The sequence below is a fragment of the Blautia hominis genome (genome assembly GCA_002270465.1).
In the GTDB taxonomy this organism is placed as follows: domain Bacteria; phylum Bacillota; class Clostridia; order Lachnospirales; family Lachnospiraceae; genus Blautia; species Blautia hominis.
Map to the genome: position 1 here is coordinate 70,370 of NQOF01000011.1, position 18,444 is coordinate 88,813.

Annotated in this window: 15 protein-coding genes; 2 read left to right on the forward strand and 13 right to left on the reverse strand. The window is 41.1% G+C overall.

The genetic code is table 11. The features are described 5' to 3' along the window. Positions 1–27: 27 nt before the first annotated feature. From CI595_RS24490 to CI595_RS24535, 10 genes are all read right to left on the reverse strand, one after another. Complete coding sequence (locus CI595_RS24490; protein WP_095176221.1) at positions 28–891, reverse strand: class C sortase; 864 nt, start codon at positions 889–891, stop codon at positions 28–30. After that, entirely contained in the window at positions 892–1,791 is a 900-nt protein-coding gene (locus CI595_RS24495; protein WP_095176222.1) for a class C sortase, read from the reverse strand. It abuts the gene before it with no gap. A gap of 112 nt (positions 1,792–1,903) precedes the next feature. Continuing rightward, the gene (locus CI595_RS24500; RefSeq protein WP_095176223.1) at positions 1,904–3,376 is read right to left on the reverse strand and encodes an isopeptide-forming domain-containing fimbrial protein; all 1,473 of its coding nucleotides are present in this window, start codon (positions 3,374–3,376) and stop codon (positions 1,904–1,906) included. A gap of 114 nt (positions 3,377–3,490) precedes the next feature. Continuing rightward, positions 3,491–8,293, reverse strand: a complete 4,803-nt coding sequence (locus CI595_RS24505; protein ID WP_095176224.1) for a SpaA isopeptide-forming pilin-related protein — start codon at positions 8,291–8,293, stop codon at positions 3,491–3,493. Beyond that, the gene (locus CI595_RS24510; RefSeq protein WP_095176225.1) at positions 8,283–8,492 is read right to left on the reverse strand and encodes a hypothetical protein; all 210 of its coding nucleotides are present in this window, start codon (positions 8,490–8,492) and stop codon (positions 8,283–8,285) included. Before CI595_RS24510 ends, CI595_RS24505 begins: the two co-directional genes overlap by 11 nt. 212 nt (positions 8,493–8,704) lie before the next feature. Beyond that, positions 8,705–9,154 (reverse strand): hypothetical protein, encoded by a 450-nt coding sequence (locus tag CI595_RS24515; protein WP_095176226.1) that lies wholly within the window; start codon positions 9,152–9,154, stop codon positions 8,705–8,707. A 36-nt stretch (positions 9,155–9,190) separates the two neighbouring features. Beyond that, positions 9,191–10,387: an AfsR/SARP family transcriptional regulator gene (locus CI595_RS24520; protein WP_243135248.1), complete on the reverse strand. Its 1,197-nt coding sequence runs from the start codon at positions 10,385–10,387 to the stop codon at positions 9,191–9,193. A gap of 265 nt (positions 10,388–10,652) precedes the next feature. Continuing rightward, positions 10,653–11,456 carry a prepilin-type N-terminal cleavage/methylation domain-containing protein gene (locus CI595_RS24525; RefSeq protein WP_095176228.1) on the reverse strand — a complete coding sequence of 268 codons (804 nt, stop codon included), beginning with the start codon at positions 11,454–11,456 and terminating at the stop codon, positions 10,653–10,655. Between the two features lie 453 nt (positions 11,457–11,909). Continuing rightward, positions 11,910–12,077, reverse strand: coding sequence for a helix-turn-helix domain-containing protein (locus CI595_RS27435; protein ID WP_162291968.1), 168 nt, complete (start codon positions 12,075–12,077; stop codon positions 11,910–11,912). Positions 12,078–12,189: 112 nt separating this feature from the next. Then, positions 12,190–13,077, reverse strand: a complete 888-nt coding sequence (locus CI595_RS24535; protein ID WP_095176230.1) for a hypothetical protein — start codon at positions 13,075–13,077, stop codon at positions 12,190–12,192. 492 nt (positions 13,078–13,569) lie between these two features. On the opposite strand from CI595_RS24535, the gene CI595_RS24545 reads away from it, so the two are divergent. Together CI595_RS24545 and CI595_RS24550 are read left to right on the forward strand one after the other, a co-directional pair. Continuing rightward, complete coding sequence (locus CI595_RS24545; protein WP_095176232.1) at positions 13,570–13,821, forward strand: TIGR03905 family TSCPD domain-containing protein; 252 nt, start codon at positions 13,570–13,572, stop codon at positions 13,819–13,821. A gap of 81 nt (positions 13,822–13,902) precedes the next feature. Beyond that, complete coding sequence (locus CI595_RS24550) at positions 13,903–15,048, forward strand: SLC13 family permease (RefSeq protein ID WP_095176233.1); 1,146 nt, start codon at positions 13,903–13,905, stop codon at positions 15,046–15,048. Positions 15,049–15,066: 18 nt separating this feature from the next. Here CI595_RS24550 and CI595_RS24555 read toward each other — a convergent pair whose 3' ends face one another. From CI595_RS24555 to CI595_RS24565, 3 genes are read right to left on the reverse strand one after another with little or no spacing between them, the layout of a single operon-like run. Beyond that, a complete protein-coding gene (locus CI595_RS24555; protein ID WP_095176234.1) occupies positions 15,067–16,278 on the reverse strand; it encodes an ABC transporter permease in 1,212 nt (403 codons plus the stop codon). Then, positions 16,265–17,404, reverse strand: a complete 1,140-nt coding sequence (locus CI595_RS24560) for an ABC transporter permease (RefSeq protein WP_162291969.1) — start codon at positions 17,402–17,404, stop codon at positions 16,265–16,267. The genes CI595_RS24555 and CI595_RS24560 overlap by 14 nt, the downstream gene beginning before the upstream one ends. 11 nt (positions 17,405–17,415) lie before the next feature. Further along, positions 17,416–18,348 (reverse strand): ABC transporter ATP-binding protein, encoded by a 933-nt coding sequence (locus CI595_RS24565; RefSeq protein ID WP_095176236.1) that lies wholly within the window; start codon positions 18,346–18,348, stop codon positions 17,416–17,418. Positions 18,349–18,444: the final 96 nt, after the last annotated feature.

Below are 18,444 nucleotides of genomic sequence, written 5' to 3' on the forward strand. Positions count from 1 at the left end.
TTCCCTGTCATCCACTGTATCCGTATTTTATTTTTTCTTCCGTGGTCTAAACAGGAATTTCATTAAAAGTATCACAAGCAGTGTCACAGCCAATCCAAGGATCAGATATATCATATAATAATTCTGAACTGCTTTCAACATGGACTGAACCGGTGTGCTTTCTATTTCTTCCTCTCCTGTATACGGTACCCGATGTCCGCGGACTAAAAGCCTGTGGGAGTTTACACCGTATGGAGTGCAGGTGAACAAGGTTACATAATCCTGGCCTTCTTCGATGGCCATAGCGCCGTCTAAGGTTTCCCTGTCATCTTTGTCTATCATAGTAAGGATTTCGTCTACCTCATAGGCTAAAGTTTCGTCCAGTACGTGAATGTAAAATAAATCTCCGCGTTTTAACTGGTCGACATCTGTAAAAAGTCTGGCGCTTGGAAGTCCTCTGTGGGCTGCCAGTACGCTGTGGGTACTTTCGCCTCCGATTGGTAATTTGGTTCCGTTTAAGTGGCCTACTCCGGTCTGGAGGACATCGTCTCCGGTGCCGTGGTAGATGGCAACTTTTATGTTGATCTTGGGGATGGAGAGGTATCCCATGATCCCGTCATTGTTGACATTCAGAACTTTCCAATATTCTGTATTTTCCAGTTCTTCTTTATCCTCTCCAAATACATCACCATAAAGATTGTTCTGGGTCAGAGATTCATCAAAGGCTCTTGCGGCTTCCCATTCTTTTGTAAAATCTTCCGGCGTCATATCACCGATGGTTTCCTCATAACTGCTTATGAGTTTACTCTGGCGGTAGGTGTTCCACTGATTGGAAACGGTTGGGTAAACCAGGATGCCAAACCCTGCCAGAAATAATAATCCGAACAGAATCGTTGAAATTTTTCTCTTCATTTATTTGTCCGTCAGCTCCTCATTCTCCTGTTTCTCACCCAGATCAAGCTTTTTTCTTAATTTCTTTTCACGGAGATAGAGGAAAGTAACAAAGGCTGCTGTGACTGCCAAGCCTACAATTACCCAGAAGAGATAACTTGTGTGCATACTTACACCGGTCAGCAGGGAAGTAGGTGTTTCTTCCATTACTGTCTCTTCATAGGGAACGCGGTGCCCGCGAACCAGAAGTCTCTGGCTGTTCACGCCGTATGGTGTACAGGTAAAGAGGGTTACTAAATCTTTTCCTTCCACTACTGCCAGCCCTTCGGTTTGGTCAGGTTCTACGACTGATATCATATCCACTTCATAGCAAAGGGTATCATCTAATATATAGAGAAGGAAATGGTCGCCTTCTTTTAACTTGTCAAGATCCGTGAACAGTGTCGCACTTGGAAGCCCTCTGTGGGCGGAGATGACAGCATGTGTGCTCTCTCCTCCAATTGGAAGGGAACTGCCTTCCAGATGGCCTGCTGCTTTTTGAAGTACCTCATCCTCCGTAGTATGAAAAACAGGGATTTTAATATCAATTTTAGGGATTTCTACATATCCCATCATACCATCACCTGTGAGGTTAAGACAAGACATATATTCTTCGTCTTCCTCGGAAGCTTCCGCTACGGCAAAGGAGTCTGGGAGGATGCTGGGAAGAAGGGCATTGTTGTAAGCTTCTGCGCGGCTTGCTTCGGCTTTGTAGTCAATCTCACCGGCTGTGCTTTTTTCATTTACCACTTCTTCGTAATTACTGATCAATTTGCTCTGTCTGTAGTTATTCCATTGATTTGATACGAAGGGATACAGCAGCAAGGACAAACCGGCTAAAAATAGAAGGGAAACAATGATTATGTGTGCTCTTTTTTTCATCCGGACTCTCCTTATTGTTGTATTTTTCTAAAATGCCGGGGCGGGCCGTCCGCCCCGGCATTTTGTTGTTGCTTGGATTTGTTGCTAATTGTTATAAATGATTGTGGTTATATTATTTTGCAGATTTTCTGCGGCTTGCGAAGAAGAGACCTGCTGCTACAATCATGATGAGGCATCCGCCGATGGTGAAGATTGTTGTACCGATTCCACCTGTGGACGGGAGGGAGGAGAGTTTGGTATTCTTAAACTGATATCCATCACCTGTATGATCTACTTTTGTAACTGTACCCTCTTTGCTGTATTCAGCAACATATGTAGTAGTTACATTGCCACCAATTGATATTGTATAACTCTTAAGTGTTCCATCCTCTTCATAAGTAGGCTCAACCAAAACTGGTACTACAACATCATTTAACTGAAAACCAGTTGGTGCCTTTGTTTCTTTTAAATAATATTTTACATCCCCATCTAAACCTTTAATATTCAGTCGTCCATTCTCATCTGTTACAGCGGATTTAAATAAATTTTTACATGCCTCATCTGTAAAAAGCCCAAATTCTGCTCCCTGAAGTCTTGCATAATTTATCTCTTCTGAGGACTCAGTTTTTGTTCCGTCATCTGTCTTAAAGATATCTTCATATCTATCTGTTGTAGAACCCCATGCTAATCCATCAAGTTCAAAGGTATATGTTTTAGTTGTAGAATCCTTTTTTGTAGTATTGTCAGGTGAATTGCTATATTCTAACTCAGCTGTATTAGTATTCGGATTAAAGTTTGTAACTGCATTTTCATTTACTTCAGCTGTATAAGTAATGGTAACAATTTCACCTGGATGATTTTTAATCATCTCTGAATCAAATGTAACAGTTAAAAGCCGAGCATTCTGCGCATCCTGCTGAACTGTTGGTTTTGTATAACCGTCTTTTAATCCAGTTACTTCTACACTTGCATCATTATTATAGTCTAATCCATCTGATAATCTATCTGTAATCTCAAATGTAACATCTCCAGTATATTCTGGGCCATAGCTCGGAATTGTTGCTTCAATTGTAAACTTTACATCTTTCCCAATTTCTACGTCAGGCTGGTCAGCTTCTTTAACAATTGTTGGTTCTGAAGGTTTTGCAACTGTATCTGTAGAAGACACTTCACCATTCTGCAGATTAACACTAAGTGCCATCGGATTGTATACAAATGTTGTACCTGTTACAACAATTAAATACATTCCTGGTGTTAAATTTGCCGTATAGTCTGCAACTTTATAACTACCTTTTGAATAATCCTGGCCCTTTGTCATTGGTTTTGAAGATAATCCTGTTGTATCAATTGCTCTTAACTCTGCTGTTGTCGGTTTTGTTACGTCAGCAATATTGCCAGTTAAATCTTTATAACCAGTTAAACTCGTTCTGTCCAATTCAACAATCTTATAAGCTGTAACCGATACTGTTTTGCCTTCTTCCTGCCGGATTGCTGATACCTTTGCATTAGCCTCAGTAGTTTCATCCGCTGCAAATGCTGTCAACGTGGTTCCCAGAACCATCGCCAATGCTAATAACATGGCTAATACTTTTTTAATCTTACTCATATCTTTTCTCCTTTTCTTTTTAGGGCTATACCCATTTAAAGTTAAAAATGTTTTTACTCAATTGCCTTCCGCTTTTTGCGGTACAGAGACCGCTGAAAAATGCATTCATATCATTTAATTTTCCAGCACCTCCCTGTGTTTGTTTTTATATAAGATTAGAGTTGCTGCCATCATGAGCAGTACACCACCAATCAAATAACCAAATATTCCCGAACCACCTGTACTTGGCAGAGCAAACACTGCGGTATTCTCAAAATAGAAGTGAACTGTTGTTTTTCCATCCGTAGTCTCAGCTTTTTTAACCTCTCCGCTACTGGATTCAATTGATTTCAAATCACCATTATTAGTAATTACAATAGTCCACGTCTCACTACTATTTGCATATCCCACAGGAGCCTTTGTCTCTCTTAACGTATAAGTACCCGGGGAGAGTTGTGAAGCTATAGAAGTTTCGCCAAAATCTTCAGTCTTATACCAATTTACAATACCGTGCTCATCTGACTTTCCATAATAAATATGATCAGAAGACTTTAATTCAAATTCAGCACCAGATATTAAAAGACTATTGTCACTGGAACTAACTTTTCTGATATCCCAGTCAGAAACCACTTTTTCATTTGTATAAGTTACAACTCCAAGGACGCCATCACCGATATATTTCCATTCCTTGTTGATAACATTTACATCTTTTTTGTTGGTACCTAATGTAAACGTAGCAGATTCATTTGATAAGGTATTTTTACAATCTGTCTTATCCGCAACGGATAAGTCTTTAACTGCATATCCATTCACGGATTTTTCAGTAACCGTATATTCTCCGCGTGCCAGATTCTTTAACTCTTCCCCAGTATAAAATACTTGATCTGTACTGTTTGAGGGAATTACTACACTTACCGTTCTAGTAAATGCAGAATCATTTTTTTTGGTCACTTCAAATTCAAATACCTGTTCTGTACTGGATGCCTCATCAAGTTTCTTAACTATTTGTATTTCACCGGCAATAACTTTAATCTCATAAATACCATAATTCTTCCCGTTATCATCAACATTTGCCGCTTCAACAATATGATCTTCTCCGCCTGCAATATGACCATTCGTATTCTTTGTACTCTCTCCTGATGGTTCACCTGCATCGAAAGTAACTTTCAGGTAATAACTGGTATCTGAGTCCGGTATTGATTTTGCAATGTCTTCCTTTGATATTTTTTTGTCTTCAGTGCAGGCCGCATCCGTATACCATGCCAGATTAAAATCATTCTCTGTTATGCCATTATACTTAGATAATAAATCCTCAATATTAAACAATTTATTTAATATTATATCATCTGTAGGAATACTATCACCTTTGTAAATGGTCACTTCATTATTTCCTACCTCTATCTCAGCCTTGACATTAACGGAGGGCAGCGGAAGTATTGCATTCCCGTATCCTGTTGATATTCTGGAATCAGGCGAGATATTAGTTGTTACGTTATTACCACCAATGTAATCATCCTGCGCCTTAACTGTAATGGTATTACTCCACTCACCTTTTTCTTTATTTGGAATTGTTTGTTCCGTCCATACAATGTATTGATAGCCTGTTTTGGCATCATAATATACTGTGCCACCATTTTTTAAAGTAATTCCATTATTAATACCTTTGTAATCCTTTGTAATAGGATTACCTTCATCATCCAGAATCACAAATCTTGGATCAATTACATCTTTAATTTCAGCATTTTTAATCTCTACGCTTTCAGTAATTGTGCTTTGAATTTTCTTAAAGATATTTTTTAATTCATCCATATTTTCTGCAGTTAACGCACAATCTTTAGAAGCAATACCTGAATAATTTATATTGTCATATGTTATCGCTCGACTTCCATCCAGCCACCCTTTTGCTTTATCAGTAAGTCCAAATCCAACTGTATACAAAGTAATACCAAGGGCTTTTATTCTATCAGAATATTCTTTTGTGTTCTTAACCGCGGATTCAGACCAACTATTATCCGTACCACCAGATATATTATTACCACCTGTCGGAGCACCATCCGTAAAAAGAATTACATATTTAGGAGTATCATCTCCATTCTCAATCGCACTAGTTAATTGATTATAGGCAATCTCAAGACCTTTTTCCGGATTTGTTCCATCAGTTGCCCGCATTTTTATTATATTCTGAATCAGTGCAGTAGCATTTACTCCTACTTCTTGAAGTGAATTAATTGTTTTGCCACTCGTATTATATGATGCAACGCCTAGTTTACTCTTAGGAGAAGAAGTCAATACTGAATTTACAAATGCATTCATAGCTTCCTTTACCCCTGTAAGTCGAGATTCACAGTGATAGACATAACTTTCGCCTTTAGGTTCAGCCCACTCACCTGAAGAATTACACCATTGCCACTTACCATCAATATAAGCCATTGGGCTATACTCCCCAGAATAGTAGAAATATAGTTTTGTTGTATCCAACTGTGCATTTTTATACCTATCCACAAGCTCCATTGAGGCATTCTTCACAGAACTACCTATCTGTTCATAGTTCATACTTCCAGATGCATCTAACACAATCATCGTATCTGAGATTACAGTTTTTTCCTCAGTCATTGTTGTAGTTAATTTAGAAGATGCATTAATATTAATATCATAAGCTCTGTCATCCCAGTTTTTTACAGTCGCCGTCTTGTTATAATCCATAGAGCTATCTATCAGTTCCTGTTTTGTTACATTTAAAATTTCATAATATCCTCCATCTTTCTCTGTATACTTCGTTACTCCATCCGATAAATACATGGTTGCAACTACCGTATCTTTATCTTTGGGTTCAACCTTCACGATCCAACTCTCCAAAGATGGAATATATCCCGATGGTGCCATATCTTCAGTTAAAACATATGTACCTTCTATTAATTTTGTGAACTGAACAGACCCTGTGGCAGTAGACGTAGATGTTTGAACTTCACCACTTTCCTGATTTGTTAATGTAAATCTTGCGCCTTCAAGCGCTTCTCCTTGTTTGTTAACCTTATGAAGCAACAAATCGGCCATTGGGGTTTGAGTCACTTTAGTCACTTGTGCCGATGGTAATGTAAAATCCATCTTACAGTTAGATTCATAAGCTCCTCGCTCCATATATAAAATGGTCAACTTATGCTCTTCTTCTTTCTCTTTAGTGCTAAGACTACTTGGATCACCTATATAATCCCATAGATCAACACTTCCTTCAGCTGCATCATGAATACCTCCAAGATCAATTACTACTTCTTTACCATCTAGGACAACCCATAAATCATCATCACCGGTGAAGCTGTAATTCAAAGGACCAATATAATCTCCAATCTTAAATGTCACATCATATCGCATACCAAAATAGACATTATTTTTAGGATTTTTTAAATTTTCTGTATCGCCAGAATAACTGGGTTTAACATCATCAAGTGGAAAGAAATCATTTCCGGCATATGCTACCGTTTTACCACTTCCATTCTTCACCTGGGATAATTGGTATGAATCACCTTTTTGTGCAAATTCTAATTTATAGTCTTTATATACCTTTCGTGTATATCGTGTCTCTCCCTTTAATGTAAACGACGCATCTGAGTTGTCAAAAAACCCTGGTTCTGCATAATTAAATACAACGTTACCATTTTTATCCAGTCCTTTTAGTAAACCTTTTATAACTTTTTTTGATTTTGTATATGCATTAGCATTTTGATTATTAACTAAACATTTATATTGGTAAGGCGGATAATTACGAATATCAACACCTACTGTCAGCTTGTTCTGTGCAGCAGAATCCGAACCATAGTTCTCCGGCATGTTAATTGAATAATATTTCTTATTATTCCCCTTCCCACTTGTTCCTGCCATCATGGTATAGTCATAGAATGTTGTTTCACCTTCATATACATCTTCTATAGGTGTATAATAAATCTTTATTGTACTATTACTGGCTACTTGAATTTCACTGTAGTCTTTCTCGTTTGAATAATCCTTTCCATTTATGTTAACCTTCTCAACTTCCCAGTTGTTTGCTTTTGCATAATTATTTACTTTTCCTCCAACCGGAAGTGTAAGTATGTCATCAGAATAAATTTTCTCTCCTGTTGAGCTATTATAATGTTCAAGAACTATATTTACCTCATTTCCCCCTTGCTGAATAATTACATATGTAGAAAAATGAGTTGTTGTAAATTCTATTCCATCATTCATTTCATTTGTTTCCATTTCAGTAACACTGTTTTTGTCATCTGAAACATGCATAACCGCTATTTTACTTTCATCATTTTTTTCCTGCGGCAGTTCTGGGTTAAGTACCTCTACGTTTACCTGACCCACTGGCTGAATATCATTTCCCTCAGCATCCTTAAAGCTAATATCATAGGCAACAATTCCTTCTACTGCTTTCTGCTGTTCTATAGCCTTCTCTTCTACTGCTTTTTCTATCTCTTCGATTTCCGTCTCAGATTCAATCTTACTTGCATAAAGCACTGCGTCTGAAGGAAGGACATTTTCATCAGCTGTCACCTTCACTATGGATGAATCAACTTCCTGACTCCACTCCAGCTTTTCTTCCTCTTTTTCCAACTCTGGCACTTCAGAATCGCTATCATTTAATACTGTATCTGTCTCAGTTTGTGTATTATTTTCTAAATCATTGTCTTCTGCCTTCTGCTGTTCTTGTTCTAATATATTTGTATCCTGTTGTTCCTCTTTTAATTCACTATTTTCCTGTTGTCCCTGTTCGGAACCTTCTGTCTCTGGCTTCTCTTCATCATTACTTGTTTCTGCCGGTTCCTGGCTTGCACCGTTTTCTGGTACAGGTTTTCCTGTCACAGGCTCACCGTCCGCCATAGTAGATATGCTCGTACTCAGCATCAAGACCATGCAAAGTACAACTGCTAATATTCTTTTCTTTATATTACTTTTCATGGCTTCCTCCTTCTACTATATCTTCTTCTATTCCGGCTATAGCTCCATCTATCATCTTCAATAATTCCAAAGCGCTACGAAAATATTGTTCCCTTTGTTCTTCAACCCACAGGACACTGCCCTGCCATGTGGCGTTCTGACATTCATGGATTTTTATAATAAAAGTTCCTTTGTCTTTTTTTACTGTTTTGCCACTCACAACACTCTCGCCTCCTTTGGGTAAAGTTTTTAACTCTTGCTTAACTATGGTCTTATTGTACTGAAAGGAGCATTACGAAAAGCATTACACGCATTACTTTTTCAAATCTTTTTCTCTTCTTTATCTCTTGTGTAATGGTAATGTGAAAATCCTGTGAAACGGTCTAAAAAAGGGCAAAAAAAAACCGCCGGCAATCCGGCGGCATATGCATGTCAGATATCATATTCCCCAAGAGCACTGTCTACGAGCTTTATCAGCTCCAGTGCGCTGCTGAAATGTTGTTTCATTCCTTTCTCTTTCCAGATTACTTCGCCCTGCCAGGTGGCATTCTGTCTGTACTGGACATAGATGACAAATGTAGCTACTTGACCATTCTGTTTTAGGATTTCATCCTGAGGTACCCGTTTTTCTAATCTCTGTGAGGGTTCCTTTTCTTTTTTTACAAAACTCCGGCTTTCTGTGGAAGCCTGAGGGTAAGAAATTATATCGTAAAGATTGTCCATAAGACGCAGGAGCTGTACCACATTTTTGTAACGCCACGGTTCTTCCTCGTAACACTGATAGAGGCGTCCTGAGAATTCCCCATGGTCGCTGGTATCCACACAAACACTGATCAGGTTTGGGGCGGATACATTTATGTTTATATTGTCTTCTCTGTTCATAGTCCACACTCTCCCGTCATTCCCGGAATTTTTTTGTTAATCCCAATGGAATCCATTGCTTCGGAAACTGATCCTGGATTTGTCATTCTCTACATCAGCTATGGAGGAAACATAGTATTCCAGATGTTGCTCCCATGATTTATGTTCTCTGGCAAAATAGCGGGAAATACGGTTAAAAATCATTCCACAGTTTTCCTGGTTGGTTCCTACCAAAAGGATCAAAAACTGTGTGGGGCTGTATTTTGTAAAGGAATCTCCCCTGCGCAGACAATGTTTAACTGCATAATACAATTCATCGGACATGGCTGTCAATTTATCTTTGTTTTCCATTGGGTGTCCTTTGCCATCTGTAATGGTGCACAGCATAAGATAAACGGACTGGCCGCTTCGCTCAATGATTCGCCGCACAAGACGATATCCATCCCGAAAGCTTGGAAGGTTACAGTAGAACGCACCGTCCTCCTCCTCATCTTCTTTCAATCCGCCTTTGATTTCGTTGATCGCCTGTGGCTTATGGCTCATTTTAGCGCTCATTTCCTTGAACTGGTTCATCATTTTTTCAGAAGGGCTGATTCCCAGTTCTTCAAAGAACAGCTTCGCCGTATCCTCATAAATCTGGATTGCTTCTTTATATCTGTTCAAGGCCATCAGACAATCTACCTGCACGGACTGCCATTCATCAAAGGGATAAAGTTCACTGGCAGTATCACATAATTTTAATACTGTCTCATATTCCCTTTGTTTGATCATATAATCACAGATTTCTTCCAAAGCATAGGTGTATTTCTTTTTATACTGCACACTCTCCAGCAAAACCCAGTCTTCCCCTGAAAGCCCCGGCAGGAATTCACCGTGGTATGTTTCACAGGCCTGACAGAAATATTGTATTTTCTTTTCTTCATCCGTTTCCGCTTTTCCTAATTCAATTAGGTGTGAGAACATAAGGGCATCCACCTCTGCCTCCATAGGCGCATTCCAGCGGTAGATTCCACTTTTAATCTGTATATAATCATACTCTGGAAGGCCGGCATCCACAAGCATTTTTTTCAAACGGTGTGAAGTTACCCTTAAATTGTTGGATACATCCGCCAATTCCTCCCTTCCGTACAGATTCTCTAACAGTTTTGCCCTGGCAATTCCATTTTCACCGCAGTGGAGAAGGATCTGAAGCAGCTTCATTGATTTGGTTGCTGTATTTCTGCGGAAGGATATGGGTCTATCGCCATATTCCATGGAGAAGCCTCCCAACATGTGCACTTTTAACACCGGTAATTTTACTTCTATCATACTCTCTCCCATTTGTCTGCACGCCTCCGCTTGTTTTATAGCCCTAAAATATATTTGTTTTAATTTTATAATTTGTGTAATGGTTTGTCAATGCAATAAACTGCAACAAAACTGCCATTCGGTAACAAAAACTGCATTTCGTGTCAGAATGTATTCCTATTATCCCTTCTTAGTAAAAGCGTAATGCTTTTATGTTTATAAACGTCATGTTTTATGACACCTTTTTAAATTTTTTATCTTCAACATACTTTTCTAAAGTATTAGTATTAACATCTTTTAAATCTGCTATAATGGTGCTGTCAGGATCCCCATTCCATTTTTTATTTGTGCTCTGATACACCTGTCCATCAATATAGATAAGATATCCCTTCCACCCTTCCCAGGGATCTGTTTTGTTCGTATCTGTTGTTCCAAATAATATCATTTTACCATCTGTCAAATAATAAGGTTTCCAATATAAATCTTCATTAGCAAAAGATGTCTTATTTTTTATCGTATCTGTAATCTTTAAAAATCCTTTTTCTTCCGCTACTTTTTTTATTACCGCTTCCCTATTTACTTTATTACCATTATTCTTTTTTAGTTCCTCATAATAACTGCCACATAAAGAAACATAACCTTTAACACCGTCAACACAGGAACAGGAAAAATCAACTTGCTGATGGCCGGATTCTACCGTCACTTCAACCGTATATTTTTCATTATATACAGGACAAACCGTTATGTCTTCAGAACAGTATCCATTCTTGACCATATAGTTCAGCACATCCTGGCCTAACAGTGTGTTAACCTCTCCTATTTGATCACAAAGCGCAATTTCCGGCACATCTGTTCCCATGATCTGAAACTGTGTCTCCAACTCATGCCTTTGATTCGCACACTTTGCTACCTTTGACTTCTGCACATAACGGGTTATGGATGGAACAGCTAATGCGGCAAGTATCAAAATAATTACGATCACAACAATTAATTCTACCAGCGTAAAACCCTGGTTATTGTTTTTCTTCTGCGCCATGTCCTGTTTTGCCCTTCACTTTCTTTATGTATGATACCTAAATATACTTTAATCCCATCATATTACTAATATTGGATATATGTCAATGGGTATGTCTCTGTATAGCACACAAAAAGAGCATTTTATGCTTAAAATGCCCTTCTCACACTTTCTTAATTTTTTATTAAGCTTCCAGCATAAGTTTACATAACTTAAATTGCTGTGCCCGGTTCCCCAGAATACACAATAACTAACTTACAAGATGAACGTATCCTTCATTCATGTCTGTTTCTTCCATATATAATGTACACCAATCATATCTTGGTTACCATTCACTCCATGACCGTAACATGTATCGCGATGCACCATTTATAGCAGATAAGACAACCCAACAACCACAGAAGGTTGAATGTGATCGGTTAATGATAAACTCAAACACTTTTTTTCACTCTCTGTACACGCAGTGGGACAGTTTCAATATTTCAACTCCTTTGTTTCCTGATAAATCCTTACCCGAGTGGCCTCACTGACCCTTTCCGGGCTGTTGAATGGCAGGGAAACAGTAGAAATGGAAACCTTTGCTCTTTTTGCGATAAATATTACCAGAAAGTAAAAAAGAATCCCTAAACCCTTGTGGTCCAAGGGCGCCGGGACTCTGTTTTGTATATCGATTCAGCATCACAAAATTGCAAAATGTACCTCAAAATCTAAGTGCTCTGCTTATAAGTTTATTAAAACTCAAGATATTGTCGTTTCAAGAGAGTAATTCCTTTACCTCCTCCAGTGAAAGGCCGGTGGCTTTTGAAACTTCCTGGGGTGAACTACCTTTCAGGAGCAGTTTAAGTGAAACGACTTTTAATGATTCCTGATTCTTCTTGGCTCTTTCCTGCTCCGTGATGGCTCTCTCCTGCTCTAACAGATCCATCACTGCTGCCACTGCCTGCTGTTTTTCTTCTTCAAACAGTCTTCCTACCTTCGTCATTCTAATCCACTCCTCTACTTGTCTTGCGAACTCCGGTTCTATGATCTTATCGGAAAATGTGATGATGCCTGACAGAACAAACAACTGCTGTTCTTCATCCTGTATATTTTTGGCAAGGTTTACTGCTTCCTCTAAAACCACCTTTTGTTTTTCTTTCTTTTCCTCTGTCAAGGGTAGGATGATGAGCTGCATGACCTCTGTATCACTTAGTTTTTCTCTGTTCTCTATTCTCTCCCTGACAGTCTTCAAGATGATTTCCGCATTGATAGAAGACAGATATCCCGGCTCCACCGTGAGACGGAGGCATCCCACATCCAACACAGCATTGATATGGCGGATTCCGGATGTGCATAAGACAATCATCCTCAACCGGATATTGCTGCCGTATTTTTTCAGGATCCGGGCTATGTGGTTCACGTACTTGATCTTGCTTTTCTCTGAAAATGTACTCTCATAGTCTATGACCGCATAGCTGCTGTCTTCCAGTTTGAAAAGATTGTCTGTCGCCATTTCATTTGCTTCTATTGCGGGCAGGTTGACGGGCAGTACCTCTTTTACTTTTGACATAGGTATCCCGTATACGGAAAAGGATTTTTCCTTCATCCCATCTCCCAGGATTTTGGAAACAATATCCTTGTTCTGATATGCAATCTCTCCCATATACATATCTCTCCTTTATTTTAGCAAACTTTTATTTAACATGCAATCCCAAAAATACTGCCATTTGCATCACCTCCGGATCCTTATAGATTTCAAGTGTTGGAAATAAGCGGCGATATGCCTCAATGCAGAGAAGCTGCACTGTAAAAGAAATTACCTCCAGCGGTCTTGTTTTCCGCTGTTATTACAGATTACATGATATATGAATGAAAGTCAATTAAGTTTATATAACCTTTTTCTGTTATTTTAAGAAATAGCGTGGCAGTAAAATCTGCTGCAGGCTGAATGTATAACGCATGAAAATCCCGAGGCAGCCAGCGCGATATGGGGCAGAATGCTACATATCTGTGCATCGCAAAGCGTGTTACTGACACGGAGTGATCAGTAACAATTGCTTTCCTCATCCCTGCCTCCCCGCAAAATCCCTATTTTCTTTTTCACGCATATCTGCTATAATTATCCGCAGGATAATACAAAACGGAGGATTATATTATGACTGTATATAAGACAAGAGGCGTATGTTCACGTTCTATCGAAATTGAATTGGATGGGGATACGATCTCATCTGTAAAATTCAACGGGGGATGCAATGGCAATACCAAGGGAATTGCCAGTCTGGTGAAAGGCATGAAGGTTGACGAAGTCATCGAACGCCTGAAAGGAACCGACTGCGGCGGACGCGGTACATCCTGCCCGGACCAGCTTGCACTGGCTCTGGAATCTATAAAAGCTCAGAACGCCTGAGACTGAAAATTTATCAGAAAATAAAAGCCGCATCCTGCCAAGGACCAATTCTATGGTTTCCTGCAGGAGACGGCTTTTCTTATGAGGTGGATATTGATGAAGTCCTTTCTATATAAAATACTCCGGGAGGAGACGGTTTTCTGCATCTCGCTCCTTTTCGCCCTGCTTTCCATGCTGGCTGTAAAGCCTGATGCCGAATATGCGGGCTATATAGATCTGCGCACCCTGTGCCTCCTGTTTTGTCTCATGGCTGTGACGGCAGGTTTTCAGAAATGCGGTATTTTCCGTATACTGGCCGAAAAACTCCTGGGTGCCCAGAACCATATGCGCGGGCTTGCACTCGCCCTGGTACTGCTGCCGTTTTTCTGTTCCATGGTGATCACAAATGATGTGGCGCTCCTCACCTTTGTTCCCTTCACCATCCTGGTACTGCATATTATCAAACAGGACAGGCATACTGCGCCGATCATTGTGCTGCAGACCATAGCTGCCAATCTGGGAAGTATGGCTACTCCCCCCGGAAATCCCCAGAACCTTTTTCTCTGTTCCAGATATGGGCTGGGAATGGGGGAGTTTTTTCTCACCATGCTGCCCTTCACTGCCATAAGCCTTATTCTGCTTCTTTTTTGTATCCGGTTTGTGCGTCAGGAACCTGTGAGGGTGTATTTTAAGGAGTCCTCCCCTCTGGAGCATCCACGGCTTCTGGCTGTTTTTACCGTCCTTTTTCTTATGTGCCTGCTGACTATCTTCCATGTTCTTCCCTATCAGGCCCTGACCTTGTGCGTTATGGTATGCCTTTTACTTCTTTCCAGGGACATCTTTGGGAACGTAGACTATTTTCTTTTGGCAACATTTATATGCTTTTTCGTCTTTTCCGGAAATCTTGGCAGAATGGAAACCATACGTTCCTTTCTGTCCGCTTGTATGACAAAAAACGGTATGCTGACTTCTGTGCTCTCCAGCCAGATCATCAGTAATGTCCCCGCTGCTGTGCTTTTGTCTTCCTTTACGGAGAATTGGAAGGCCCTTTTGGTGGGTACCAATCTGGGCGGCCTGGGAACTCCCATCGCCTCTCTGGCAAGCCTGATCTCCATGAAATTTTATCTCAAGACCGAGGAGGCGGATTTTCGTTCCTATCTGCTGCTTTTTCCGGCCTTGAACGCTGGCGGACTTGTAATCCTCCTTACAGCCGCATACATACTTTCAGCCGCCGGTCTTCTCATTTGAAAACCGGCGGCTTTACTGTTACATCTCTATCTCTGTCTTTGTGGTTCCGAAGGACTCCTCCGCACCGCTTTTCTGCTTATTTACTGCCAGCGTAACACAGAGGACTGCTATTGTGAATCCCAGAAGGATCCCCATACACTTCCACACCGGAAGCAGATTCTCTATGCCGAATCCGGTCAGACCGCTGATCTCATCCAGGCATTCTTCGTACCAGTATACGGGCAGGCATCTGGCAAATTTCAGAACGCCGTCCCCCATAATGCTGATGGGCACAAATGCCCCTCCCAGGAAAGACAGGCCCAGGGCCAGTATATTGGCTGCCGCGTTCTGCATATTCGTATCCCTGACAAAGAGGGATGCCAACACCGAGACTGCCATAGCAAGCAAAAGCATGATAAAGCTGTTCAGCAGGATCAGACCTGTGATCCTAATATCCATGTCCTTCACCGAATCGTAATATAGGAAAAGTCCCGCAACTGTAAGTATTATCCAGAATACGATCCCAACACATGCACATCCCAGTCCCATCTGCCACAGCCGTGTAAATGGTTTCAAAGGCCCGCACAGATTCCTCATACGGATATCCGGTCTCTGGAAGCTGAGGAATATGGAGGTAATGCAGAGAACACAGATAACCAGAATGATATACGGCGCCACCTGATATTGAGCCTTAAATCCCTCGGAAACGGGCTGTGTCTTCAAATACTGGCGTTTTTCCACGCTGACACTGCTGTTTAAAAGTTCTGATACCTCATCTGCAATTTTCTCTCTGTCCGGATTCTCCTCTATCTTTTCCCTGGTCTGTATATAACCCCAATATTGGTTAACATAACTACTCATCTGATATCCACTGGCGGAATCCTGTGTCTTATTTTCCAGTAATCTGACCGGTTTCTCATCCTTCAGGGCATCCTGGAACCCCTCCGGGATGATCAGGATATAGCTGACTGCCTCGTTAAATCTGGCATCCTGAATGACTTCCAGATCATCTTCAAGAGGCACATAAGTACCATGCTCCTTTAAAAAATCCATCATTTTTTCCGTATAGGTTGTTTCTTTATCTCTGTTTATCACTGTAAACGTAGGGCGGCTCTCCTCAAATACACTGCTGTAGCTCTGTCTGCCAATCTGTGAGAGCATAATGGATACACCGATAAATATGATAAAATAAGTGGCAAACATGACCATCCTGCGTCTGATCACCAACAGACATGCCTTAAATACTCTCATAATTCTGCCTCCTTAAAGAAAATGCTGACAACAGAAACATTCCGGCTGCCATAGCCAGTATCACAGCTATGTTCTGGCAGTATCTCTGATAGTCGTCAAAATAGTACAGGCAGTAGAAGGCATCTGATATCCTTGCCGCAGGGTTCAGCCAGGAGATAATAGGCATATTCTGGTCCACAATATATTTCATGCCTGAAACCATCATGCCTGCCCCAAAACAGCAAACCATAGTGATGGATACCAGAATTCCAACCTTCATATTCTCCCCCAGTTTAGACAGGCAGCTTACAACCGTACCAAACGCCACACCCAGGATAGTGCCTGCCAGGCACGTGAGAACGAGAAGAGGCAGCCGGTCCCCAAAATCCACTTTCAGAATAACCGTAATATAAAATAATAGAAACAGCAGGCTCATCATATGCACTGTTGCGCTTGCCAGCAGGTCGTAGAAGATCACACGGATCCTGCCAAGAGGCGCCATCATGCGCCTGGCTCCCAGGGCGGACAGGTTTCCCTGCAGATATGTGATACTTGTAAGCCCCTGCATACCGCCGTACATGCATACCATTGCCATCAGGGCATAATAGAAGTTTATCACCGGGGAATAGGGCTGTGAGGAGAGAGATATTTCCTCTGTAAGGGTATCTCCTCCCATGATCTCCTCAAGATCAAGGGCATATCCCGGATTTTTTTCCATTATGGCCCTTATATTTCCCTCTGTCTGCACATAACGGTCCAAAAAGCTTTTCAGGATTGTCTGGTTCATGCCGTCCTGCTTTACCACAAGCTGAGGGGTATTTTCCCTGATAAGGATATATCCGTCAATGTCTCCCTTCTCCAGCGCACTGTCCGCTTTATCCCTCTGTGCGTATTCCGTCACCTTCAGTATGGCGTCCTCCCCGCTGCTCACCTGTTCCAAAACCTGACTGAACATCTGGTTTTCCTCATAGGCGGTATCCGTGATCACACCCACCGGAACAGACTCCAAATTGTCTGACTGTGACACGGCTGACAGGCAGAAATAAAACAGGGTCGACATGATGAGCGGAAAGGCCCAAATCCAAATCAGCTGATCCTTGTTCCGAATGGAACTGAGTAAACGCTTACTGTAAATATTCCAGAACATATCCATCCCCCCTAATCCCTCAGTTCTTTTCCTGTGATCTCCAGGAAAACATCGTTTAATGTAGGCGGCTCTGAAAATATCCTGCCGAAATATATTTTGTTCTTCCGCAGAATATCCAGCAGCGTAATGAGGCTGTGGCCTCCGCTCTCACACTGCACCTTCAAAAGATTCCCTTCATATTCCGCTTCCAGTACACCTTCCACTTTCTGCATTTTCGCCATGATCTCCGACGGAAGTTCTGATAATTCTATGGTGATCTTCTCACCTGTACGGATCAGGCCCTTCAGCTCCTCTTTGGTGCCGGAAGCAATCTCCCTGCCTTTATCCATGATCATGATGCGGGAGCATATCTGCTCCACCTCTTCCATATAGTGGGTGGTATAGATGACAGTGGCACCGTTTCGGTTCAGCATTTTGATGCCTTCCAGAATGCTGTTTCTGCTCTGCGGGTCAACCGCTACTGTAGGTTCATCCATAAAGATCAGCTCCGGCTTATGGGCAATACCGCAGGCAATATTCAGACGCCTCAGAAGGCCGCCGCTGAGTTTTCTGGGCAGAAATTTCCTGAAATCTTTCATATCCGTAAATTCCATAGCCTCCTCTACCAGAGCCTTTCTTTTCGTCTTTTCGGGCACATACATGCCGCAGAAATAGTCTATATTCTCATAAACGGTCAGTTCATTGAACACTGCCACATTCTGCATCACAACACCGATCCTCTGTTTCACCGACCGGTTGTCCGGCGCCATGGTCTCTCCGAAAAGCCGTATTTCCCCTTTATCGTATTTGAGCAGGGCAAGCATACAGTTGATGGCAGTGGTCTTGCCGCTGCCGTTTGGCCCGAGCAGACCGTAAATCTCCCCTTTCTTTACCTGAAGATTAAAATGGTCCAGAGCCACCAGATCCTTATACCGTTTTACGAGATTGTTTACTTCTATAATCATAGGTCTTCCTCCCCTTTTTCTTATCTGCCTTCATTCTATCAATTTTGCTCCGCCTCTGACAGTGAGCAGTGTCATGAATACAGGCCGCTGTATATG

Excerpts from the sequence above, each read along its gene's own strand:
- CI595_RS24520 (WP_243135248.1), bottom strand. The coding sequence starts at position 10,387 with ATGGAATATGGCGATAGACCCATATCCTTCCGCAGAAATACAGCAACC.
- CI595_RS24535 (WP_095176230.1), bottom strand. The coding sequence starts at position 13,077 with ATGGGAGAGATTGCATATCAGAACAAGGATATTGTTTCCAAAATCCTG.
- CI595_RS24545 (WP_095176232.1), top strand. The coding sequence starts at position 13,570 with ATGACTGTATATAAGACAAGAGGCGTATGTTCACGTTCTATCGAAATT.
- CI595_RS24490 (WP_095176221.1), bottom strand. The coding sequence starts at position 891 with ATGAAGAGAAAAATTTCAACGATTCTGTTCGGATTATTATTTCTGGCA.
- CI595_RS24525 (WP_095176228.1), bottom strand. The coding sequence starts at position 11,456 with ATGGCGCAGAAGAAAAACAATAACCAGGGTTTTACGCTGGTAGAATTA.
- CI595_RS24550 (WP_095176233.1), top strand. The coding sequence starts at position 13,903 with ATGAGGTGGATATTGATGAAGTCCTTTCTATATAAAATACTCCGGGAG.
- CI595_RS24515 (WP_095176226.1), bottom strand. The coding sequence starts at position 9,154 with ATGAACAGAGAAGACAATATAAACATAAATGTATCCGCCCCAAACCTG.
- CI595_RS24505 (WP_095176224.1), bottom strand. The coding sequence starts at position 8,293 with ATGAAAAGTAATATAAAGAAAAGAATATTAGCAGTTGTACTTTGCATG.
- CI595_RS24560 (WP_162291969.1), bottom strand. The coding sequence starts at position 17,404 with ATGTTCTGGAATATTTACAGTAAGCGTTTACTCAGTTCCATTCGGAAC.
- CI595_RS24495 (WP_095176222.1), bottom strand. The coding sequence starts at position 1,791 with ATGAAAAAAAGAGCACACATAATCATTGTTTCCCTTCTATTTTTAGCC.
- CI595_RS24565 (WP_095176236.1), bottom strand. The coding sequence starts at position 18,348 with ATGATTATAGAAGTAAACAATCTCGTAAAACGGTATAAGGATCTGGTG.
- CI595_RS24500 (WP_095176223.1), bottom strand. The coding sequence starts at position 3,376 with ATGAGTAAGATTAAAAAAGTATTAGCCATGTTATTAGCATTGGCGATG.
- CI595_RS24555 (WP_095176234.1), bottom strand. The coding sequence starts at position 16,278 with ATGAGAGTATTTAAGGCATGTCTGTTGGTGATCAGACGCAGGATGGTC.